Origin of the sequence: Flavobacterium sp., assembly GCF_046296355.1 — a bacterium.
In the GTDB taxonomy this organism is placed as follows: Bacteria; Bacteroidota; Bacteroidia; order Flavobacteriales; family Flavobacteriaceae; genus Flavobacterium.
In genome coordinates, this window is sequence record NZ_JBKBLM010000005.1 from 67,751 (window position 1) to 85,644 (window position 17,894).

18 protein-coding genes are annotated in these 17,894 nt (G+C 35.9%); 13 read left to right on the plus strand and 5 right to left on the minus strand.

Features of this window, described 5'->3' with window-relative positions; all coding sequences use genetic code 11:
* Nucleotides 1-31: 31 nt before the first annotated feature.
* Nucleotides 32-2,530 (plus strand): cation-translocating P-type ATPase, encoded by a 2,499-nt coding sequence (locus tag ACK4HO_RS04380; RefSeq protein ID WP_409663094.1) that lies wholly within the window; start codon nt 32-34, stop codon nt 2,528-2,530.
* Here the strand turns inward: ACK4HO_RS04380 and ACK4HO_RS04385 are convergent.
* Nucleotides 2,527-3,390, minus strand: coding sequence for a hydroxymethylglutaryl-CoA lyase (locus tag ACK4HO_RS04385; RefSeq protein ID WP_409663098.1), 864 nt, complete (start codon nt 3,388-3,390; stop codon nt 2,527-2,529). The genes ACK4HO_RS04380 and ACK4HO_RS04385 overlap by 4 nt on opposite strands.
* 171 nt (nt 3,391-3,561) lie before the next feature.
* On the opposite strand from ACK4HO_RS04385, the gene ACK4HO_RS04390 reads away from it, so the two are divergent.
* Both ACK4HO_RS04390 and ACK4HO_RS04395 read left to right on the plus strand, forming a co-directional pair.
* Nucleotides 3,562-4,173, plus strand: coding sequence for a SatD family protein (locus ACK4HO_RS04390; protein WP_409663101.1), 612 nt, complete (start codon nt 3,562-3,564; stop codon nt 4,171-4,173).
* On the plus strand, nt 4,170-4,883 hold the full coding sequence (locus ACK4HO_RS04395; protein WP_409663105.1) for a DUF3307 domain-containing protein: 714 nt from the start codon (nt 4,170-4,172) through the stop codon (nt 4,881-4,883). Before ACK4HO_RS04390 ends, ACK4HO_RS04395 begins: the two co-directional genes overlap by 4 nt.
* On the opposite strand, the gene ACK4HO_RS04400 is transcribed toward ACK4HO_RS04395, so the two are convergent.
* A complete protein-coding gene (locus ACK4HO_RS04400; RefSeq protein ID WP_409663108.1) occupies nt 4,869-5,888 on the minus strand; it encodes a quinone-dependent dihydroorotate dehydrogenase in 1,020 nt (339 codons plus the stop codon). The two genes, ACK4HO_RS04395 and ACK4HO_RS04400, sit on opposite strands and share 15 nt — an antisense overlap.
* 98 nt (nt 5,889-5,986) lie before the next feature.
* Here ACK4HO_RS04400 and nadC point away from each other — a divergent pair, with 98 nt between their 5' ends.
* Genes nadC through priA form a run of 4 tightly spaced genes read left to right on the plus strand, consistent with a single transcriptional unit; the run spans nt 5,987 to nt 10,671 of the window.
* Nucleotides 5,987-6,844, plus strand: a complete 858-nt coding sequence (nadC, locus tag ACK4HO_RS04405) for a carboxylating nicotinate-nucleotide diphosphorylase (RefSeq protein WP_409663111.1) — start codon at nt 5,987-5,989, stop codon at nt 6,842-6,844.
* A gap of 1 nt (nt 6,845) precedes the next feature.
* Entirely contained in the window at nt 6,846-7,790 is a 945-nt protein-coding gene (locus ACK4HO_RS04410; protein WP_409663114.1) for a YihY/virulence factor BrkB family protein, read from the plus strand.
* A complete protein-coding gene (locus ACK4HO_RS04415) occupies nt 7,787-8,209 on the plus strand; it encodes a DUF2147 domain-containing protein (RefSeq protein ID WP_409663117.1) in 423 nt (140 codons plus the stop codon). Before ACK4HO_RS04410 ends, ACK4HO_RS04415 begins: the two co-directional genes overlap by 4 nt.
* An 11-nt stretch (nt 8,210-8,220) precedes the next feature.
* The gene (gene priA, locus ACK4HO_RS04420; RefSeq protein ID WP_409663120.1) at nt 8,221-10,671 is read left to right on the plus strand and encodes a primosomal protein N'; all 2,451 of its coding nucleotides are present in this window, start codon (nt 8,221-8,223) and stop codon (nt 10,669-10,671) included.
* Between the two features lie 6 nt (nt 10,672-10,677).
* Here priA and ACK4HO_RS04425 read toward each other — a convergent pair whose 3' ends face one another.
* Entirely contained in the window at nt 10,678-11,373 is a 696-nt protein-coding gene (locus ACK4HO_RS04425) for a LytR/AlgR family response regulator transcription factor (protein WP_409663123.1), read from the minus strand.
* A gap of 187 nt (nt 11,374-11,560) precedes the next feature.
* Between ACK4HO_RS04425 and rpsF the strand changes: the two genes are divergently transcribed.
* From rpsF to ACK4HO_RS04455, 6 genes are all read left to right on the plus strand, one after another.
* A complete protein-coding gene (rpsF, locus tag ACK4HO_RS04430) occupies nt 11,561-11,902 on the plus strand; it encodes a 30S ribosomal protein S6 (RefSeq protein ID WP_121313596.1) in 342 nt (113 codons plus the stop codon).
* A gap of 2 nt (nt 11,903-11,904) precedes the next feature.
* Nucleotides 11,905-12,201, plus strand: a complete 297-nt coding sequence (rpsR, locus tag ACK4HO_RS04435; protein ID WP_121313597.1) for a 30S ribosomal protein S18 — start codon at nt 11,905-11,907, stop codon at nt 12,199-12,201.
* A gap of 64 nt (nt 12,202-12,265) precedes the next feature.
* Nucleotides 12,266-12,706, plus strand: coding sequence for a 50S ribosomal protein L9 (rplI, locus tag ACK4HO_RS04440; protein WP_409663128.1), 441 nt, complete (start codon nt 12,266-12,268; stop codon nt 12,704-12,706).
* Nucleotides 12,707-12,886: 180 nt separating this feature from the next.
* Nucleotides 12,887-13,360: a DUF6495 family protein gene (locus ACK4HO_RS04445; RefSeq protein WP_409663131.1), complete on the plus strand. Its 474-nt coding sequence runs from the start codon at nt 12,887-12,889 to the stop codon at nt 13,358-13,360.
* A gap of 74 nt (nt 13,361-13,434) precedes the next feature.
* Nucleotides 13,435-15,432, plus strand: a complete 1,998-nt coding sequence (gene ligA / locus ACK4HO_RS04450; protein ID WP_409663133.1) for an NAD-dependent DNA ligase LigA — start codon at nt 13,435-13,437, stop codon at nt 15,430-15,432.
* Nucleotides 15,433-15,513: 81 nt separating this feature from the next.
* A complete protein-coding gene (locus tag ACK4HO_RS04455) occupies nt 15,514-16,197 on the plus strand; it encodes a hypothetical protein (protein ID WP_409663136.1) in 684 nt (227 codons plus the stop codon).
* Here the strand turns inward: ACK4HO_RS04455 and ACK4HO_RS04460 are convergent.
* Complete coding sequence (locus tag ACK4HO_RS04460; protein ID WP_409663139.1) at nt 16,183-17,097, minus strand: bifunctional metallophosphatase/5'-nucleotidase; 915 nt, start codon at nt 17,095-17,097, stop codon at nt 16,183-16,185. The genes ACK4HO_RS04455 and ACK4HO_RS04460 overlap by 15 nt on opposite strands.
* A 1-nt stretch (nt 17,098) precedes the next feature.
* Entirely contained in the window at nt 17,099-17,878 is a 780-nt protein-coding gene (locus ACK4HO_RS04465; RefSeq protein WP_409663141.1) for a 5'-nucleotidase C-terminal domain-containing protein, read from the minus strand.
* Between the last annotated feature and the right edge of the window lie 16 nt (nt 17,879-17,894).

Genomic DNA, 17,894 nt, shown 5'->3' on the forward strand with positions numbered 1-17,894 from the left:
AACTAACTTAGGGCATACTTATTTCATCATCATGACAGAAAACAAAATAAATATTAGCGGACTTTCAAATGATGAAGTTATTACTTCCAGAAATAAAAGCGGTACCAACTCTTTGCAACACCAACAAAAGAATCACTTTCTAATTTCATTATTAGAAATGGTAAGAGAACCGATGTTTATACTTTTAGTGGCAGCAGCCAGTATTTATTTTATTTCCGGAGATTATGGCGATGGAATTTTTATGTCGGTTGCTATTTTCTTTGTTGCGGCTATTTCCTTATTTCAAGAAGCTCGGAGCAGGAATGCTATCGACGCTTTAAAAAAATTATCCCAACCCAAAAGTAAAGTCATTCGCAATGGTGAAATAATTGAAATTCTGAGTGAAGAAATTGTCTTAGGCGATTTTATTCAAGTGGAAGAAGGTACTTTTATTCCGGCCGATGCGGTGATTATTCAATCGAATGATTTTTCGGTGAATGAATCTATTTTGACCGGTGAATCTTTATCTGTTTTTAAAAGTGAAACTTCTGATAGTAACCAAGTATTTCAAGGCACAACAGTTGCAACAGGATTGGCCATTGGTGAAGTTACCGCTATTGGAAACCAAACAAGTCTAGGGAAAATTGGTAAAAGTTTAGAAGAGATTGTTGAGGAAAAAACGCCGTTGCAAGTTCAAATTACCAATTTTGTAAAGAAAATGTCCATCATAGGATTGGTCACTTTTGGCATAGTTTGGGCTATTAATTTTTATTATTCCCAAGGTGTTTTAGACAGTTTGTTGAAAGCATTGACGATTGCCATGAGCGTAATTCCGGAGGAAATCCCGGTGGCTTTCACCACTTTTATGGCACTTGGCGCTTGGCGTTTGATGAAGATGGGCATTATTACCAAACAAACTAAAACAGTGGAAACTTTAGGTAGCGCAACCGTAATTTGTACCGATAAAACCGGCACGATTACGGAGAACAAAATGAGTTTGGCGCAATTATACCTTTTCCATTCCAATGCCATTATCAATACGAATGAAAAACTAAACCCGGAAGCCGAAGAACTTTTAAGTTATGCCATGTGGTCAAGCGAACCGATTCCGTTTGATGCTATGGAAATTGCAGTGCATGAGGCTTACGCCAAATTAGAATCCGTAGACGAAAGGACCAATTTCAAATTGATTCACGAATATCCATTGGGCGGAAAACCACCAATGATGACGCATATTTTTGAAGACCATAAAGGCAAAAGAATTATTGCTGCGAAAGGCGCGCCGGAAGCCTTAATTGAAGTCAGCAATTTAAATGATTCTGAGAAGATGCAAGTAATAACAGCCATGGAAATTATGGCAAACGAAGGTTATCGAATTCTAGGTGTTGGTGTAGCTGATTTTTCAGAAAAAGATTATCCTAAAACCCAGCAAGAATTTAAGTTTACTTTTAAAGGATTAGTCGCATTCTATGATCCGCCAAAAGCGAATATTCAAGAAGTTTTCGAGACGTTTTATAATGCGGGAATTCAAGTGAAAATCGTTACCGGTGATAATGCTGCCACTACTACAACTATTGCCAAACAAGTAGGTTTTAAAGATGCTGACAAAGTTTTAAACGGAGACGAGTTGATGGAAATGGACGAAGCGACTTTAAAAGTAAAAGTGATGGAAACCGCCATTTTTACTAGAATGTTTCCCGAAGCCAAACTTAAAATCATTCAAGCCTTAAAAGACAATAACCAAATTGTGGCGATGACCGGTGACGGAGTAAACGATGGTCCGGCATTGAAATCGGCGCATATCGGAATTGCGATGGGTAAAAAGGGAACCGAAATCGCAAAACAAGCCGCAAATCTGATTTTAATAGATGATGATTTCAGCAAAATGACCGATGCCATTGCGATGGGTAGAAAAATTTATCTCAACCTCAAAAAAGCCATTCAGTATATCATTTCAATTCATATACCGATTATTCTCATTGTCTTTATTCCATTGGCCTTAGGCTGGATTTATCCCAATATTTTTACGCCGGTTCACATTATCTTTTTGGAAATAATTATGGGGCCAACTTGTTCTATCATTTATGAAAATGAACCCATGGAACGCAATTTAATGTTGCAAAAACCTAGACCTTTAACCTCCACTTTTTTTAATTTAAAAGAAATAACGATTAGTATTATTCAAGGATTGGTAATTACGCTGGGATTGCTTTTTGTGTACCAATATTGCATTTATCATGGATTGACAGAAAATGCAACGAGAACTCATATTTTTGTTGCTTTGATTGCGTCCAATATCTTTTTAACCTTGGCGAATCGTTCGTTTTATTATTCTGTTTTTACGACTATTCGTTACAAAAACAATCTGGTATTGCTGATTATTGGTGTTACCATAATAATGACATCAGTATTATTGTTTGTTCCGGTTTTTGTTAAATTCTTTTTATTTGAAAGGATTGATTTAACACAAATAGGTTTTAGTGTTCTGGTCGGATTTATTTCGGTGATGTGGATTGAAATTTATAAACTATTCAAAAGAAGAAAGTCTTAATGAAAAGCACTAAATAATTTTGAAGCTTCATTATATGCGCTTTCAAAACTCATCGGACTTGTGTTGGTATTTTCCTTTTGAGTCGTGAAATAGGAGAGCAGTTTTTCTGTTGGCATATTCCCGGTCAAATCATCTTTGGCCATCGGACAACCACCAAAACCTTGAATCGCACCGTCAAATCGACGACAACCGGCTTTGTAAGCTGCGTCCACTTTTTCATGCCATTTATCTGGAGTTGTATGTAAATGTGCACCAAATTCTATATCAGGGTATTTCGGAATCAGATTCGAAAATAAATAATTAATAACTTCCGGCGTTGAACTTCCAATCGTATCGGAAAGCGACAAAATTTTCACACCCATAGTTGCCAAATTTTCTGTCCATTCGCCTACGATTTCAACATTCCATGGATCACCATACGGATTGCCAAAACCCATAGAAAGATAGGCTACGACTTCTTTATTGGAACCATTGGCAATGTCTAAAATTTCTTGTAGCGTGACTAAACTTTCGGCAATAGTCTTATGAGTATTTCGCATTTGAAAGTTCTCTGAAATAGAAAACGGAAAGCCTAAATATTGAATCTCCTTGTGTTGAGAAGCCAATTGCGCACCTTGTGTGTTGGCAATGATGGCTAAAAGTTTGCTCGTAGTTTGCGATAAATCCAATCTTCCCAAAACCTCTGCAGTGTCTTGCATTTGCGGTATCGCTTTGGGCGAAACAAAACTCCCAAAATCAAGCGTGTCAAAACCTACGCGAAGTAAGGATTGAATATAATCCACTTTCTTCTCAGTCGGAATAAAGGTTTTAATGCCTTGCATGGCATCGCGTGGACATTCTATAATTTTGATTGGCTTCATAATCGCTTTCAAAGATACTAAAACTAGCCATTTTTTAAAATTTATATTTTGACAAAATATTACCCTTTTGAGTAATAAAATTAAATATTACACATTTTGGTAATAATTGTATTTATTACACATTTTGGTAATAAAATTTGAATAATTAAATATATTGCTTATATTTGAGTTATGATAAGCATAATTACAGGCGATATTGTCAACTCCAGAAAGCTGTCTTCCAATGTTTGGATGGATGGTTTAAAGGCTTTATTGAACACCTTTGGAAAGAGTCCGGCCGAATGGGAAATCTATCGTGGCGATGAATTTCAGTTGGAGATTAAAAATCCGGAAGAAGCATTATACGCGGCTTTACAAATCAAAGCGTATTTTAAAACTTTAAAGCTCGACGCCCGAATGAGCATTGGGATTGGCGACAAAACTTATGCCGCTAAGAAAATATCCGAAAGCAATGGAACGGCCTTTTTGCGTTCAGGGGAAGTTTTCCAAACCTTAAAAAAGCAAAAAGTTAATTTGGCCGTAAACACAGGAAATACTGAATTGGATTCCGATTTAAATCTAAAACTTCGTTTAGCGTCAACGTTTATGGACAGCTGGTTGCCACAATCGGCGGAATTGGTTCAAGTGGCGATGCAAAATCCTACTTTAGCACAAGACGGAATCGGGCAGAAGCTTGGCATCAATCAAGCTGCAGTAAGCCGAAGACGAAAGCGGGCGCAATATGATTTGCTATTGGAAACCGAAAATTATTTCCGCCAAAAAATTAAAAACCTAAGCGTATGATTATTTTCGTAAAGCTGCTTTTGGCACATTTAATAGGCGATTTTATTCTGCAACCGAATTCTTGGGTTTCAGACAAAGAACATAAAGTGCATCGCAGTCCGTATCTGTATTTGCATACCTTATTACATGGTGTTTTAGCCTTTATTATTATCGGGAAAACTGATTTTTTCGGTTATGCTTTCGCCTTGGCTTTATCACACGGATTTATTGATTTTCTGAAGCTAAAATTTCAGAAAAAGAAAACCAAACGCAATTGGTTTATAGTAGATCAGCTATTGCATTTAGTGGTTTTGGTAGTAATTTCGTTTTTATATAATGGCCAAATAATTGATTTTTCTTTTATGGATAATCTATTCTGGATTATGGTAACGGCTTTAGTTTTATTAACCAAACCGACTTCCATCATCATTAAAAACATCATTTCTATTTGGACGCCCGAAAGTAAAAATGACAAGAGCGATGATTCCTTGCAAAATGCCGGAAACTACATTGGGATATTAGAAAGATTGTTCGTGTTCTACTTTGTTATTACAGGACATTACGAAGCCATCGGATTTTTATTGGCCGCCAAATCAATATTCAGATTTGGAGATTTGAAAGAAGCCAAAGATAGAAAGCTGACCGAATATGTTTTAATTGGGACGTTGCTAAGTTTTGGAACTGCTTTTTTGGTAGGTTTGCTAACCAATTACTGTTTACTTTTTTTCTAAAATTTTCTGATTGATTTCTTTAATCAAATTCGGACCTTCATAAATAAATCCGGTGTACAATTGTACTAAACTCGCTCCGGCTTCTAATTTTTCAATCGCATCTTCAGCCGAATGAATACCGCCAACACCAATAATTGGAAAGGCTTTGTTGCTCTTTTCAGAAAGAAAACGAATGACTTCTGTCGAACGTTCAGTCAAAGGTTTTCCGGATAATCCGCCGGTTTCGATTTTGTTTTCGGATTGTAATCCTTCACGGGAAATGGTAGTATTCGTTGCAATAACGCCGGCGATTTTAGAATCGTTTACAATATCGATAATGTCCAAAAGTTGCTCATTAGTCAAATCGGGAGCGATTTTCAGCAAGATTGGTTTTGGTTTTTCATGCAATAAATTATGCGATTGTAAAGTATTCAAAAGCTCAGTCAAAGGCTTTTTTTCTTGTAGCTCTCTCAGGTTTGGGGTATTCGGAGAACTAACGTTCACCACAAAATAATCCACATGATTGAATAACGCATCAAAACAGATTAAGTAATCTGAAGTCGCATTCTCATTCGGAGTGACTTTGTTTTTGCCAATATTTCCGCCAATTAAAACGCCTTTGTTCTCTTTTAATCGCAAAACCGCTGCTTCAACACCTCCGTTATTGAACCCCATTCGGTTAATAATCGCGCTGTCTTCTTTCAAACGGAACAAACGTTTTTTAGGATTTCCGTCTTGAGGCTTTGGTGTCAAGGTTCCAATTTCGATAAACCCGAAACCAAAATGAGATAACTCATTGTAAAGCTTGGCATCTTTGTCAAAACCAGCCGCTAATCCAACCGGGTTTTTGAATTTTAACCCAAAAACTTCGCGTTCCAAACGTTTATCTTCGACTTCGTAAATCGATTTTAAAATATTGGGTACAAAAGGAATTTTGGAAATAAATTTGACCAAAGAGAAAGTGAAATAATGCACTTCTTCAGGGTCAAACCAAAAAAGAATTGGACGGATAAGTAGTTTGTACATGAGTTGTGTTGTTGTGTTGCAAAAATAGAAATTCAAATTCAATTTTCATTTTTAAATCACTAAATTTAATACTACTTTAGCCAAACAATACTTACCCAATGATTTCAGAAAAACAGTTTCAAACAGAACTTGATAGTATTATTCAAAACGGCATTCGCGAAGATATTGGTCCGGGCGATTACAGTTCGCTGGCTTGTATTCCGGATACGGCTACAGGAAAAGCCAAACTTTTAGTCAAAGACACCGGAATCATCGCCGGAGTGGAATTTGCTAAAATGGTTTTCGAAAATGTTGACCCTACATTAGAAGTCGAAGTGTTTATTGAAGATGGCACTGCAGTAAAACATGGCGATGTTGTTTTCCACGTTTCCGGAAGTTCGCAGTCTATTTTGAAAGCCGAACGTTTGGTGCTGAATTCGATGCAAAGAATGTCGGCTATTGCAACCAAAACCAATAAGTATGTCCGGCTTTTAGAAGGCACCAAAACCAAAATTTTAGACACTCGAAAAACCACGCCTGGATTCAGAGCTTGTGAAAAATGGGCAGTAAAAATCGGAGGCGGAGAGAACCATCGCTTTGCGTTGTATGATATGATTATGTTGAAGGACAATCATAATGATTTTGCAAGTGGGATTACGCACGCTATTACAAAAACTAAGGAGTTTTTAAAACACCATAACCTCGATTTAAAAATTATAGTTGAAGCCAGAAATTTAGCCGAAATAGAAGAAATACTTCAAAACGAAGGCGTTTACCGCATTTTGATTGACAATTTTAACTTTGAAGATACCGAAAAAGCCGTAGTACTTATTGGTGACAAATGCTTAACCGAATCCTCCGGAAATATCAATGAAACTACCATTCGTCAGTATGCAGAATGCGGCGTGGATTATATTTCTTCCGGTGCATTGACGCATTCGGTTTACAACATGGATTTAAGCCTAAAAGCCTTTTAAAATGAGTATTGAGATAGAAGCTAAACTTAAAAAAATTCCGGTTGTTAAGCAATTGGTTTTACTGTTACAAAAAATCAAATTACCTTGGTTACATGGTTTGTCACTCTATGATTTAATTGAAATTTACTTCATTGGAATTTTCGAAGGCGCAATTTCTTATCGTGCCGGAGCCATTGCTTTTAGCTTTTTTATGGCCTTGTTTCCTTTTGCTCTTTTTATACTGAATCTCATTCCGTATATTCCTATAGAAGGTTTTCAAGAAGATTTCTTAGGATTTGTAAAGCAAAGCGTCCCGCCAACAACTTATGATGCCATAGCTGTGATTATTGATGATATTTTGCACAACAGTAACTCGGGCTTAATTTCTACCGGTTTTTTTATGGCGATTTTGTTAATGACCAATGGCGTGAATGCTATTCTAGGCGGTTTTGAAAGTTCACACCACATCAATAACTTAATGAAAAGAAAGTTCTTCCGACAGTATTTTGTGTCGCTCGGTTTATCTCTATTACTCTCATTCCTTTTGATTATTACGGTCGCGGCCATTGTAGTGTTTGAGGTTTTGATTCAAAAAACCAAAATTCAAGATGTCTTGTCGGATAATATTCCACTAATAGAAATGGGCCGTTATGCTTTCGTTATTCTAATGATTTTAACAGCGACTTCCTTGTTGTTTAAGTTCGGCATTAAGCGTGAAGCCAACCGTTCTTTTATTTCTATTGGTTCCGTATTTACTACGATTTTGATTATTATTTCTTCCTATTTCTTTGGGATTTGGGTAGTGAAATTTTCTAAATACAACGAACTTTACGGTTCCATCGGAACATTACTCGTTGTGATGTTTTACCTTTGGATAAACTGTATGGTATTGCTTTTGGGCTTCGATTTAAACGCATCTATCAATCACATTAAACGCGAAAAGCAGAAAGAATTAGAGTCACAATGAAATTAAATGTTTTACTTGGATTCTTACTGATTTGTCAATTCAGTTTCTCACAAACTATTTTTGGGAGATGGATAACTATTGATGACGAAACAGGAAATAAAAAAGGAGTCGTTGAAATTTTCGAAGAGAATGGAAAGGTATGTGGCAAAATCATTGAAATTCTTGAGCCGGAACACCGAAAACGAAAATGTAACAAGTGTGAAGGAGTCAATAAAGACAAGCCTATTTTAGGATTAACTATCATCAAAGGATTGACAAAAAAAGACGACACTTATGATGGTGGTGAAATCACCGATCCGAAAAACGGGAAAACCTATCGTTGCAAAATTACTTTGCATAGCAAAGATAAATTGATTGTTCGAGGCTATTTAGGAATCTCTCTTTTTGGAAGATCGCAAATTTGGATCAGACAAAAATAATTACCCTGAAAATGAATTATTTCATTGAAGTTATCATTCCGCTTTCTCTGCCTAAAACCTTTACTTACAAGGTTTCAGAAACTGAATATAATTTCATTTCTAAAGGAATGAGAATCGCCGTTCCATTTGGCAAAAACAAAATTTACACCGCACTCGTAATCGACTTACACCAAAACGCACCAACGCTTTACGAAGCGAAAGAAATTCACCAAATCCTTGACGAAAAACCCATCGTAAACGAATTCCAAATCAACCTGTGGTTTTGGATTGCGGCCTATTATATGTGTAATATCGGTGATGTATATCGCGGTGCTTTGCCTTCGGCTTTGTTGCTCGAAAGCGAAACCATTATTTCGCAACGCAAAGAAACTGTTGTCAATGAAACCGAATTATCAGACGATGAGTTTTTGGTTTACGAAGCGTTGCAACATCAAAGTTCGTTGAAAGTACAAAACATCATTGATATCCTCAACAAGAAAACGGTTTTGCCGGTTATTCAAAGATTGATTAATAAAAATATCATTTCGTTAGAAGAAGAAATTCAGGAAGAATACAAACCCAAACTCATTCGCTATATTCGTTTGCATGAAAATTATTCAGCAGAAGAAAACTTAATCACACTTTTAGACAGTTTAAAATCGGATAAAAGAAAAAATTTAGTGCTTCAGTATTTCCAATTACAAGCGCAAGAGCAAAAGCCAATTTCTGTCAAGCAATTAACCGAAACCGCTCAAACTTCAACAGCCATCGTAAAAGCTTTGGTTGAAAAAGGTGTTTTTGAAGAGTATTATATTCAAGAAGACAGAGTCAATTTTGATAAGAATAAAATTGAGAATGAATTGTCTCTGAGCGAAGCACAACAAAAATCTTTTAATGAAATTGAAAATGTCTTTCTTGAAAAAGACGTTTGTTTATTGCACGGCGTAACTTCTAGCGGCAAAACAGAAATTTATACCAAACTCATAGAAAATTACATAGCAGAAGGAAAACAAGTTTTGTATTTGTTACCCGAAATCGCTTTAACCACGCAATTAGTGGGTCGTTTGACGCAACATTTTGGCAACAAAGTCGCAGTTTTCCATTCGAAATATAGCAATAACGAAAGAGTAGAAGTGTGGAACCAAGTTTTGAATACTTCCGAAAAAGCGCAAGTTGTCATTGGAGCGCGCTCGGCTTTGTTTTTGCCTTTTTCTAATTTAGGTTTAATCATCATTGACGAGGAACACGAACCAACATTCAAGCAACAAGATCCGGCGCCAAGATATCATGCTCGTGATTCGGCTATAGTTTTGGCTAATGCCCATCAATCTAAAGTTTTATTGGGTTCGGCGACACCAAGTATTGAAACTTATTACAATGCGACATCGGGAAAGTTTGGTTTGGTGAGTTTAAAAGAACGCTACGGAAAAGTCCAAATGCCCGAAATTGAATTGGTTGACTTGAAAGATAACTATTTCCGAAAAAGAATGAAAGGCCATTTCAGCCTGACATTAATCGAAGAGATCACCGAAGCTTTTGCTAATAACGAACAAGTAATTTTATTCCAAAACCGTCGTGGGTTTTCACCGGTTTTAGAATGCATGACGTGTGGTCACGTGCCGCAATGTCCGCAATGCGATGTGAGTTTGACTTACCATAAATATAAAAACCAATTGCGCTGTCATTATTGTGGTTACAATATGGCCAAGCCTTCGAATTGTCATGTTTGCTCGAGCGTAGACTTGGAAACCAAAGGTTTTGGAACCGAACAAATCGAATTGGAATTAGCCGAATTATTTCCGAATAAGAATATCAAGCGCATGGATCAAGACACGACTCGAGGCAAATACAGTTTTGAAAAAATCATAGACGGATTTAAGAATCGTGAAATAGATGTTTTAGTCGGAACCCAAATGTTGGCGAAAGGATTAGACTTTGATAACGTATCATTAGTTGGCATCATGAATGCTGATAATATGTTGTATCATCCCGATTTTCGTGCTTTTGAAAGAAGTTACCAAATGATGACGCAAGTTTCGGGTCGTTCAGGAAGAAGCGAAAAAAGAGGGAAAGTGATAATTCAAACTTATAATCCGTTGCACAATGTGATTCAGCAAGTAACGAATAACGATTATGAAGGCATGTATAAGGAGCAATTGTACGAACGTAAGATTTATTACTATCCGCCGTTTTATCGCTTAATAAAGCTTACTTTGAAGCATCGGGATTTTGATAAATTAAAAGAAGGTTCGATGTGGTTGTACCAAGTATTGCAACAAAACTTATCGATTCCGGTTCTCGGTCCGGAAGAACCGGCGATTAGTCGCATTCGAAATGAATACATTCGGACTATTATGATTAAAATTCCGAGCGAAACGCCATTACAGGGCACAAAAAAAACTATCCAGAAAGTACTGAATAGTTTTGATGTGGTATCGCAATACAGAGCTATAAAGGTTACTGTAAATGTCGATTTTTATTGAGTAAATTTAAGCAATAGCTAAAGCTTTAATCAAATCTTCTTTTTTGTTACGGCTCAAAGGAATTTTAGTAACCCCAATTTCGGCAAACTTACTATTGAAACGTTCTACCTTATCAATATTAATGATGTAGGATTTGTGAACTCTGATGAATTTTTCTTTCGATAAATCCTGCTCAAACGATTTCATGGTAGAAAGTACCAGATTACTGTCTTCTTCCGTTACTACTTTTACATAATCTCCGTAAGCTTCAATCCACTTAATTTTATTGGTATAAACTTTAAGTTTCTTAAGGTTACTCTTAATAAAGATATGTTCTCCTTCTTCTTCTTGATTTTCTTTCTTAAGCATATGGAAATCCATCGCTCTTCGAACAGAAGCATTAAAACGATCTAAAGCTATCGGTTTTTGTAGGTAATCCGTAGCATCATAATCGAACGCTTTCATAGCGTATTCTGCTTTTGACGTAATAAAAATAATTTGGGGTTTTACTTTTAATCCGTCTAAAAAATCAAATCCGCTGATAACCGGCATCTCGATATCGAGAAAGATTAAATCAACAGTGTGAACCGACATGCAATTTTTTGCTTCAATTGCATTAGAAAAATCACCTACTAAATGTAGATTTGGGTGATTATTTACTAACTTTGCAATGATCATCCTTTGGATTGAACTATCATCGACAACAACACAATTTAGTTTCATAATATTATTTATTATAGATTTGGTGATGTAAAAGTATATAGTTTTTTTGGAACCACCAAGCATTTTATCGATTATTTTTGCTTTTAAACGATATTTTTTACTTTTAGACGATTTAAGGCCTATTGCGATTGTACTTCGAAAAATATTTTATAACTTCGCGCCCAATTTAAAATTTAACAAATTTATTATGAATCATTACGAAACTGTTTTCATCTTAAATCCCGTTTTATCTGAAGTTCAGGTAAAGGAAACAGTAAGCAAATTTGAAGATTTTCTTACTGCTAAAGGAGCAACGATGGTATCTAAAGAGGATTGGGGCTTAAAAAAATTAGCTTACGAAATCCAAAACAAGAAAAGTGGTTTTTACCATTTATTCGAATTCCAAGTATCAGGAGAAGCTCTTATCGCTTTTGAAACTGAGTTTAGACGTGACGAAAGAGTTATGCGTTTCTTAACTGTAAGTTTAGACAAACACGCAATCTCTTGGGCTGAAAGAAGAAGAACTAAATTAAAAGCAACAAAAGCGTAATTATGGCAACTTTACAACAATCCGCTTCAGGAAAAAAGGACGGAGATATCAGATATCTTACTCCATTGAATATTGAAACCAACAAAACTAAAAAGTATTGTCGTTTCAAAAAATCAGGTATCAAATATGTAGACTACAAAGATCCTGACTTCTTATTGAAATTCGTAAACGAGCAAGGTAAAATTTTACCAAGACGTTTAACCGGAACTTCATTAAAATACCAAAGAAAAGTGTCTGTAGCTGTTAAAAGAGCGCGTCACTTAGCTTTAATGCCATACGTGGCCGATTTATTAAAATAATATTTAAACAATAGTTGTTGGTTTTCGTAACAGAAACCTAACTTCTCTAATAAAGGACAACAACATGGAATTGATCTTAAAACAAGACGTTCAAAATTTAGGATTTAAAGATGACGTAGTAACAGTAAAAAACGGTTACGGTCGTAATTTCTTAATCCCGCAAGGGTTTGCTCAATTAGCAACACCTTCTGCCAAAAAAGTTTTAGCTGAAAACTTAAAACAAAGAGCTTTCAAAGAAGCTAAAATTGTTGATGATGCTAAAAAATTAGCTGAAGCATTAAAAGCTTTAGAGATTAAAATCACTGCAAAAGCAGGTGGAGAAAAATTATTCGGTTCAATCACCAACATCGATATCGCTTCGGCTTTAGAAACTGCTGGTCAACCAATCGATAGAAAATTCATCACTAGTGGTGTGGTTAAACGTACAGGTAAATATGCTGCAACTGTGAGATTACACAGAGAAGTAGTGATCGAATTGCCATACGAAATTGTAGCTGAGAAATAATATTTCGATATACAAAACAAAGAGTCCCGATGTAAGTCGGGATTTTTTTTTTGAAGCTAATCCCGCTTTCCACTATATCTTTTGCCTTGTTTGACAACAAGACAAAAGGATGCCGTTGCAATCGGGGCTAGAAAAAACCTCAGAACCTTAGATCCTCAGTTCCTCAGAACCTTAAAAAGCATGAAATACAAAAGACTAACCAAAGAACAATTCGAAGCCCTACACCAAGAATTCAGTAACTTCTTAGCCACACAATCTATAGACAAAGGCGAATGGGACAAAATCAAAGCCGATAAGCCGGAAGTAGCCGAACAAGAATTAGACGTTTTCTCCGATTTAATCTGGGAAGGCGTTTTGACCAATGCGCAATACTTAGAGCATTTTTCTAAAAACCACATTTTCCTTTTTCATTGTCAGGAAAAATTAATTCAGTCTATAGTGTTGAAAGCATTAGACCCGGAAGTCAATTTTATGGAAAAAGAAGGCTTGCAATGGTTAAGTGATAACTTATTTACCGATACGGTAGAAATTCATTTAGGTAAAAAAGAGTATGAAGACGGAAGAAATACTTCTATATTCGATTTAATTACGCAAGGTGCTATTTTGAGCGACGGACAATTATACTTGCAAATCAACGGAATAATTCAGTCGTAAAGTTTATTCCTTTTTCAAAAATATTGGCTATTTTAGTGCACACAATTTGCAACTAGTATAGCCAATTTCTTTTTATGGATATTCCCAAAATCATTCAGGATTTACGCGACGAACTCAACCAACACAACCACAATTATTATGTGTTAGACCATCCAACGATTTCCGACTTTGAATTTGACCAAAAATTAAAACAACTTCAAGAGTTAGAAAATCAGCATCCGGAATTATTCGACGAAAACTCTCCAACACAAAGAGTTGGCGGTACGATTACCAAGAATTTCCAAACAGTCGTGCACGATTACCGCATGTATTCTTTAGACAATTCTTATTCTACAGAAGATTTAACCGACTGGGAAACCCGAATCCAAAAAGTATTAGGTAATGTGCCGTTGCAATACACTTGCGAATTAAAATACGACGGCGCTTCGATTTCCATTACTTATCAAAATGGAAAATTAAAACGTGCCGTAACTCGAGGTGACGGTTTTCAAGGAGATGATGTCACCAATAATATAAAGACGATAAAATCAATTCCACTTAAATTAAAAGGAAGTTTTCCGGAAAGATTCGACATTCGCGGCGAAATTATTCTGCCATTTGAAGGTTTCGAAAAAATGAACCAAGAACTGATTGAAATAGGCGAAACACCTTATTCCAATCCAAGAAACACGGCTTCCGGAAGTTTGAAATTGCAAGACAGCAGCGAAGTAGCCAAGCGACCATTAGAATGTTTGTTATACTTTATAGTAGGAAACAATCTCAATATCAAAACCCAATTTGAAGGATTAGAAGCTGCGAGAAATTGGGGTTTCAAAGTCCCGAAAGAAGCCAGATTGGCCAATAGTTTAGAAGAAGTTTTCGAATACATCAATTATTGGGACGAACACCGACACAACTTGCCTTACGAAACTGATGGCGTTGTCATTAAGGTTAATTGTTTCCAACATCAGGATGAATTGGGTTATACGGCTAAATCTCCGCGTTGGGCAATGGCTTATAAATTCAAAGCCGAACAAGTTTCCACCAAATTAAATTCGATTTCGTATCAAGTAGGAAGAACAGGTTCGATTACACCTGTGGCCAATTTGGAGCCGGTACAATTAGCAGGAACTATTGTAAAAAGAGCTTCTTTACACAATGCCGACCAAATTGAAAAGCTCGACATTAGAATTGGAGATACCGTTTTTGTAGAAAAAGGAGGCGAAATTATTCCGAAGATTATTGCGGTTAATTTGGCTAAAAGAAATCAGGATTCAGAAAAAACGCAATACATATCTCATTGTCCAGAATGCCATTCGGAATTAGTCAGAATTGAAGGTGAAGCCAATCACTATTGTCCCAATTTTTATGGATGTCCACCACAGATTATCGGTAGAATTCAACATTTCATTTCGCGCAAAGCGATGGATATTGAAGGGCTTGGAGGAGAAACTGTCGCTTTACTTTTCAATAATGGTTTAGTAAAAGATTACGCTGATTTATACGAACTCACGGTTGACCAAATTTTACCATTGGAACGCATGGCGCAGAAATCGGCAGAGAATTTAGTCAATGGCGTTCAAAAATCGAAAGAAGTGCCGTTTGAAAGAGTTTTGTACGCGATTGGAATTCGTTATGTCGGAGAAACGGTAGCCAAAAAATTAGCCAAACATTATAAATCGATTGACGCGATTAAAAATGCATCTTTAATGGATTTGATTTTGGTAGATGAAATAGGAGAGAAGATAGCTCAAAGCCTTATCGAATTCTTTGAAAATGAAGAAAATGTCCATATCATTGAGCGTTTGAAACAATATGGCGTTCAATTAGAACTTATTGAAAAATACAATCCGAATGCAACTATCAAACTCGCCGGCAAAACTTTTGTAGTTTCCGGCGTATTTGAAAAATTCTCGCGTGACGATTTGAAAAAAGCCATTGAAGACAACGGCGGAAAAGTAGGTAGTTCCATTTCGGCAAAGACTGATTTTGTGGTTGCGGGTGATAATATGGGTCCGGCCAAATTAGAAAAAGCCAAACAACTAAAAGTCCCGATTATAACCGAAGATGACTTTTTAGGAATGATTTCTTAGTAAGGAAAAGATTAATTTTTTAGTGATTTAATCATTTGGTATTATTTTTTGTGTTAATTTTAATAATCCTAAATGATTTTCATGGTTACAAAAGCCAACATATTAAAGTCATTAACCTTAGGCTATTTCATTATAGCTTTCTTTGAAATTGTTTCAGAATACTTAGCGTATACACCTTTTATATGTTCGCTGAAACCATTGATTCCATTGCTGTTGACGGGGATTTATTTAATTAATTCAGAAAAGAAAAACCCCACTTTTGTTATCGTCTTGTTGCTTTCAATGGTGGTTAATATTTTGTTTATTCCCAATACGCCTATTTGTCTTTATTATGCCTTAATTATATTTACCATTCACAGGATTGTGGTTATTTATCTTATTTTCAAGCTGCAGAAAGTGAAAGACTTTATCCCGGTAATTATTGCCACGACACCTTTTTTGTTGATTTTCTTTTATTTATTTATAGAAACCAATGAAATCCCGGCCAATAGTTTTTACTTATTGATTTTGCAAAATATACTCATTTCTTTATTTGCCGGTATTGCGCTTTCCAGTTATGTGATGAATGATAACAAGCAAAACTCGGTTTTACTGATCTCTGTTTTACTTTTTGTGATGTTGCAGTTTACCGTTTTTATTGAAAAGTACTTTTTGGTCAATGAGTTTCAAAAACTGTTCAGACCATTAGCCATGACTTTCAATACCTTAGCTTTCTTTTCTTTATATAAGTATGTAATTATTGCCGAAAAATCAAACAATAATTGATTTCCCGGTAGTTGACAATGACATGTCGTCATCGAAGTAGAAATCAATTCGGCCTAAATTAATGCCATAACAACCAACTTGGTTCACCAAAACATCTTTGTTTTCAACATTTTTTAAAACAGTTGGTTTGTCTAGGAAAGTATGGGTATGACCGCCTATGATTAAGTCTATGTCTTTGGTTAAAGTCGCCAATTTAGTATCACAAATTTTCTCAGCATCGTCTTTGTATTTGTAGCCAATGTGGGAAAGACAAATGACCAAATCACATTTCTTTTCGTGTTTTAAAATACGAGACATATCTTGGGCAACGGTTAACGGGTCATTATAAACCGTTTCTTTGTAATTCTTTTTATCCACCAAACCTTCTAAACCTATGCCAAGCCCGAAAACACCGACTTTTATTCCGTCTTTGTTAATCACTTTATAAGGTTTTACATGGCCATTCATTATAGTGTTTTTGAAGTCATAATTGGCCGAAACAAACTCAAATTTAGCATGAGGTAATTGGGCATATAAACCCTCAATGCCATTGTCAAAGTCATGGTTTCCAATGGTCGCCAAATCATATTGCATCATGCTCATCAACTTAAATTCCAATTCGCCACCGTAATAGTTGAAATAGGGTGTTCCTTGAAAAATATCTCCTGCATCAAGCAATAATACGTTGGGATTTTCTTTGCGGATACTTTCTATCAATGCCGCTCTACGGGCAACGCCGCCCATGTTCGGATTCTTAGGATGATTCGCCGGAAACGGATCAATATAGCTGTGGACATCGTTTGTGTGCAAAACCGTAAGCTGTTTGGTATTCAAAGTCTTGAAACTACTCAATGAAAGTCCGCCAAGTCCAAGTAATGCCGAACTCGCCGCTGTTTTTTGTATAAAATCTCTTCTTTTCATCTTATGGTTCTTTGCTGATTCGGATGTCTTTATTGGCTGTAATAGTTTTATTTTCTTTGAAATAATCAATGATGATATTTCTAAGCTTATAGTTTAGGTCATATTTTTCAACGCCTTTTTTAAAGAAAAGCATGTTATCTCCGCCATTTACAAGGTAATCTGAAGTGACGACATAATAGATTTTATTATTATCCAAAGCTTTTCCGTTAACAACAATATTTTTCGGCTGATTGTCTTTTCCAATGGTAAATGTCAGGCCTTTCAACGGATGCGGTTTCTTTTCAGTGATGATATAGTTTACCATTTCCAGGATTTGTTCACCTTTTAAACCAATAACAAACGAACTGTTTTCGAAAGGCATAATTTCAAAAGCATTTCTTGCCGTTACGTCGCCTTTTGAAATAATAGTTCGGATGCCACCGTGATTAAGCAAACAAATGTCGATTGATTTTTGCTCTCTGAGTTGAAAAATGTTATTTGATTTCTCAAAAGTGATGTCGGATAAAAAATTACCCATTGGCGTCTGCCATTCTCCCGATTTGTCAATGGTTTCCGGTGCATTGGCCAAAACCAAACTTAAATCTTTGTCAATATTATCGCGATACGGTTTGATAAAGTTTTCAATTTCAGTCACTTCTGAATTCTTGTCGGTAATCGCAATTTCTTTGCCTTCAATCCGGGTTACTGTGTATTTTTTTTCCGCGCAGGAAATAAGGCTAGTAAATGTTAATAATAAAACAAAATGTTTCAATACAACGTTATAGTTTTTTAGTTTTACCATCGCTTTTGGCGCTAAT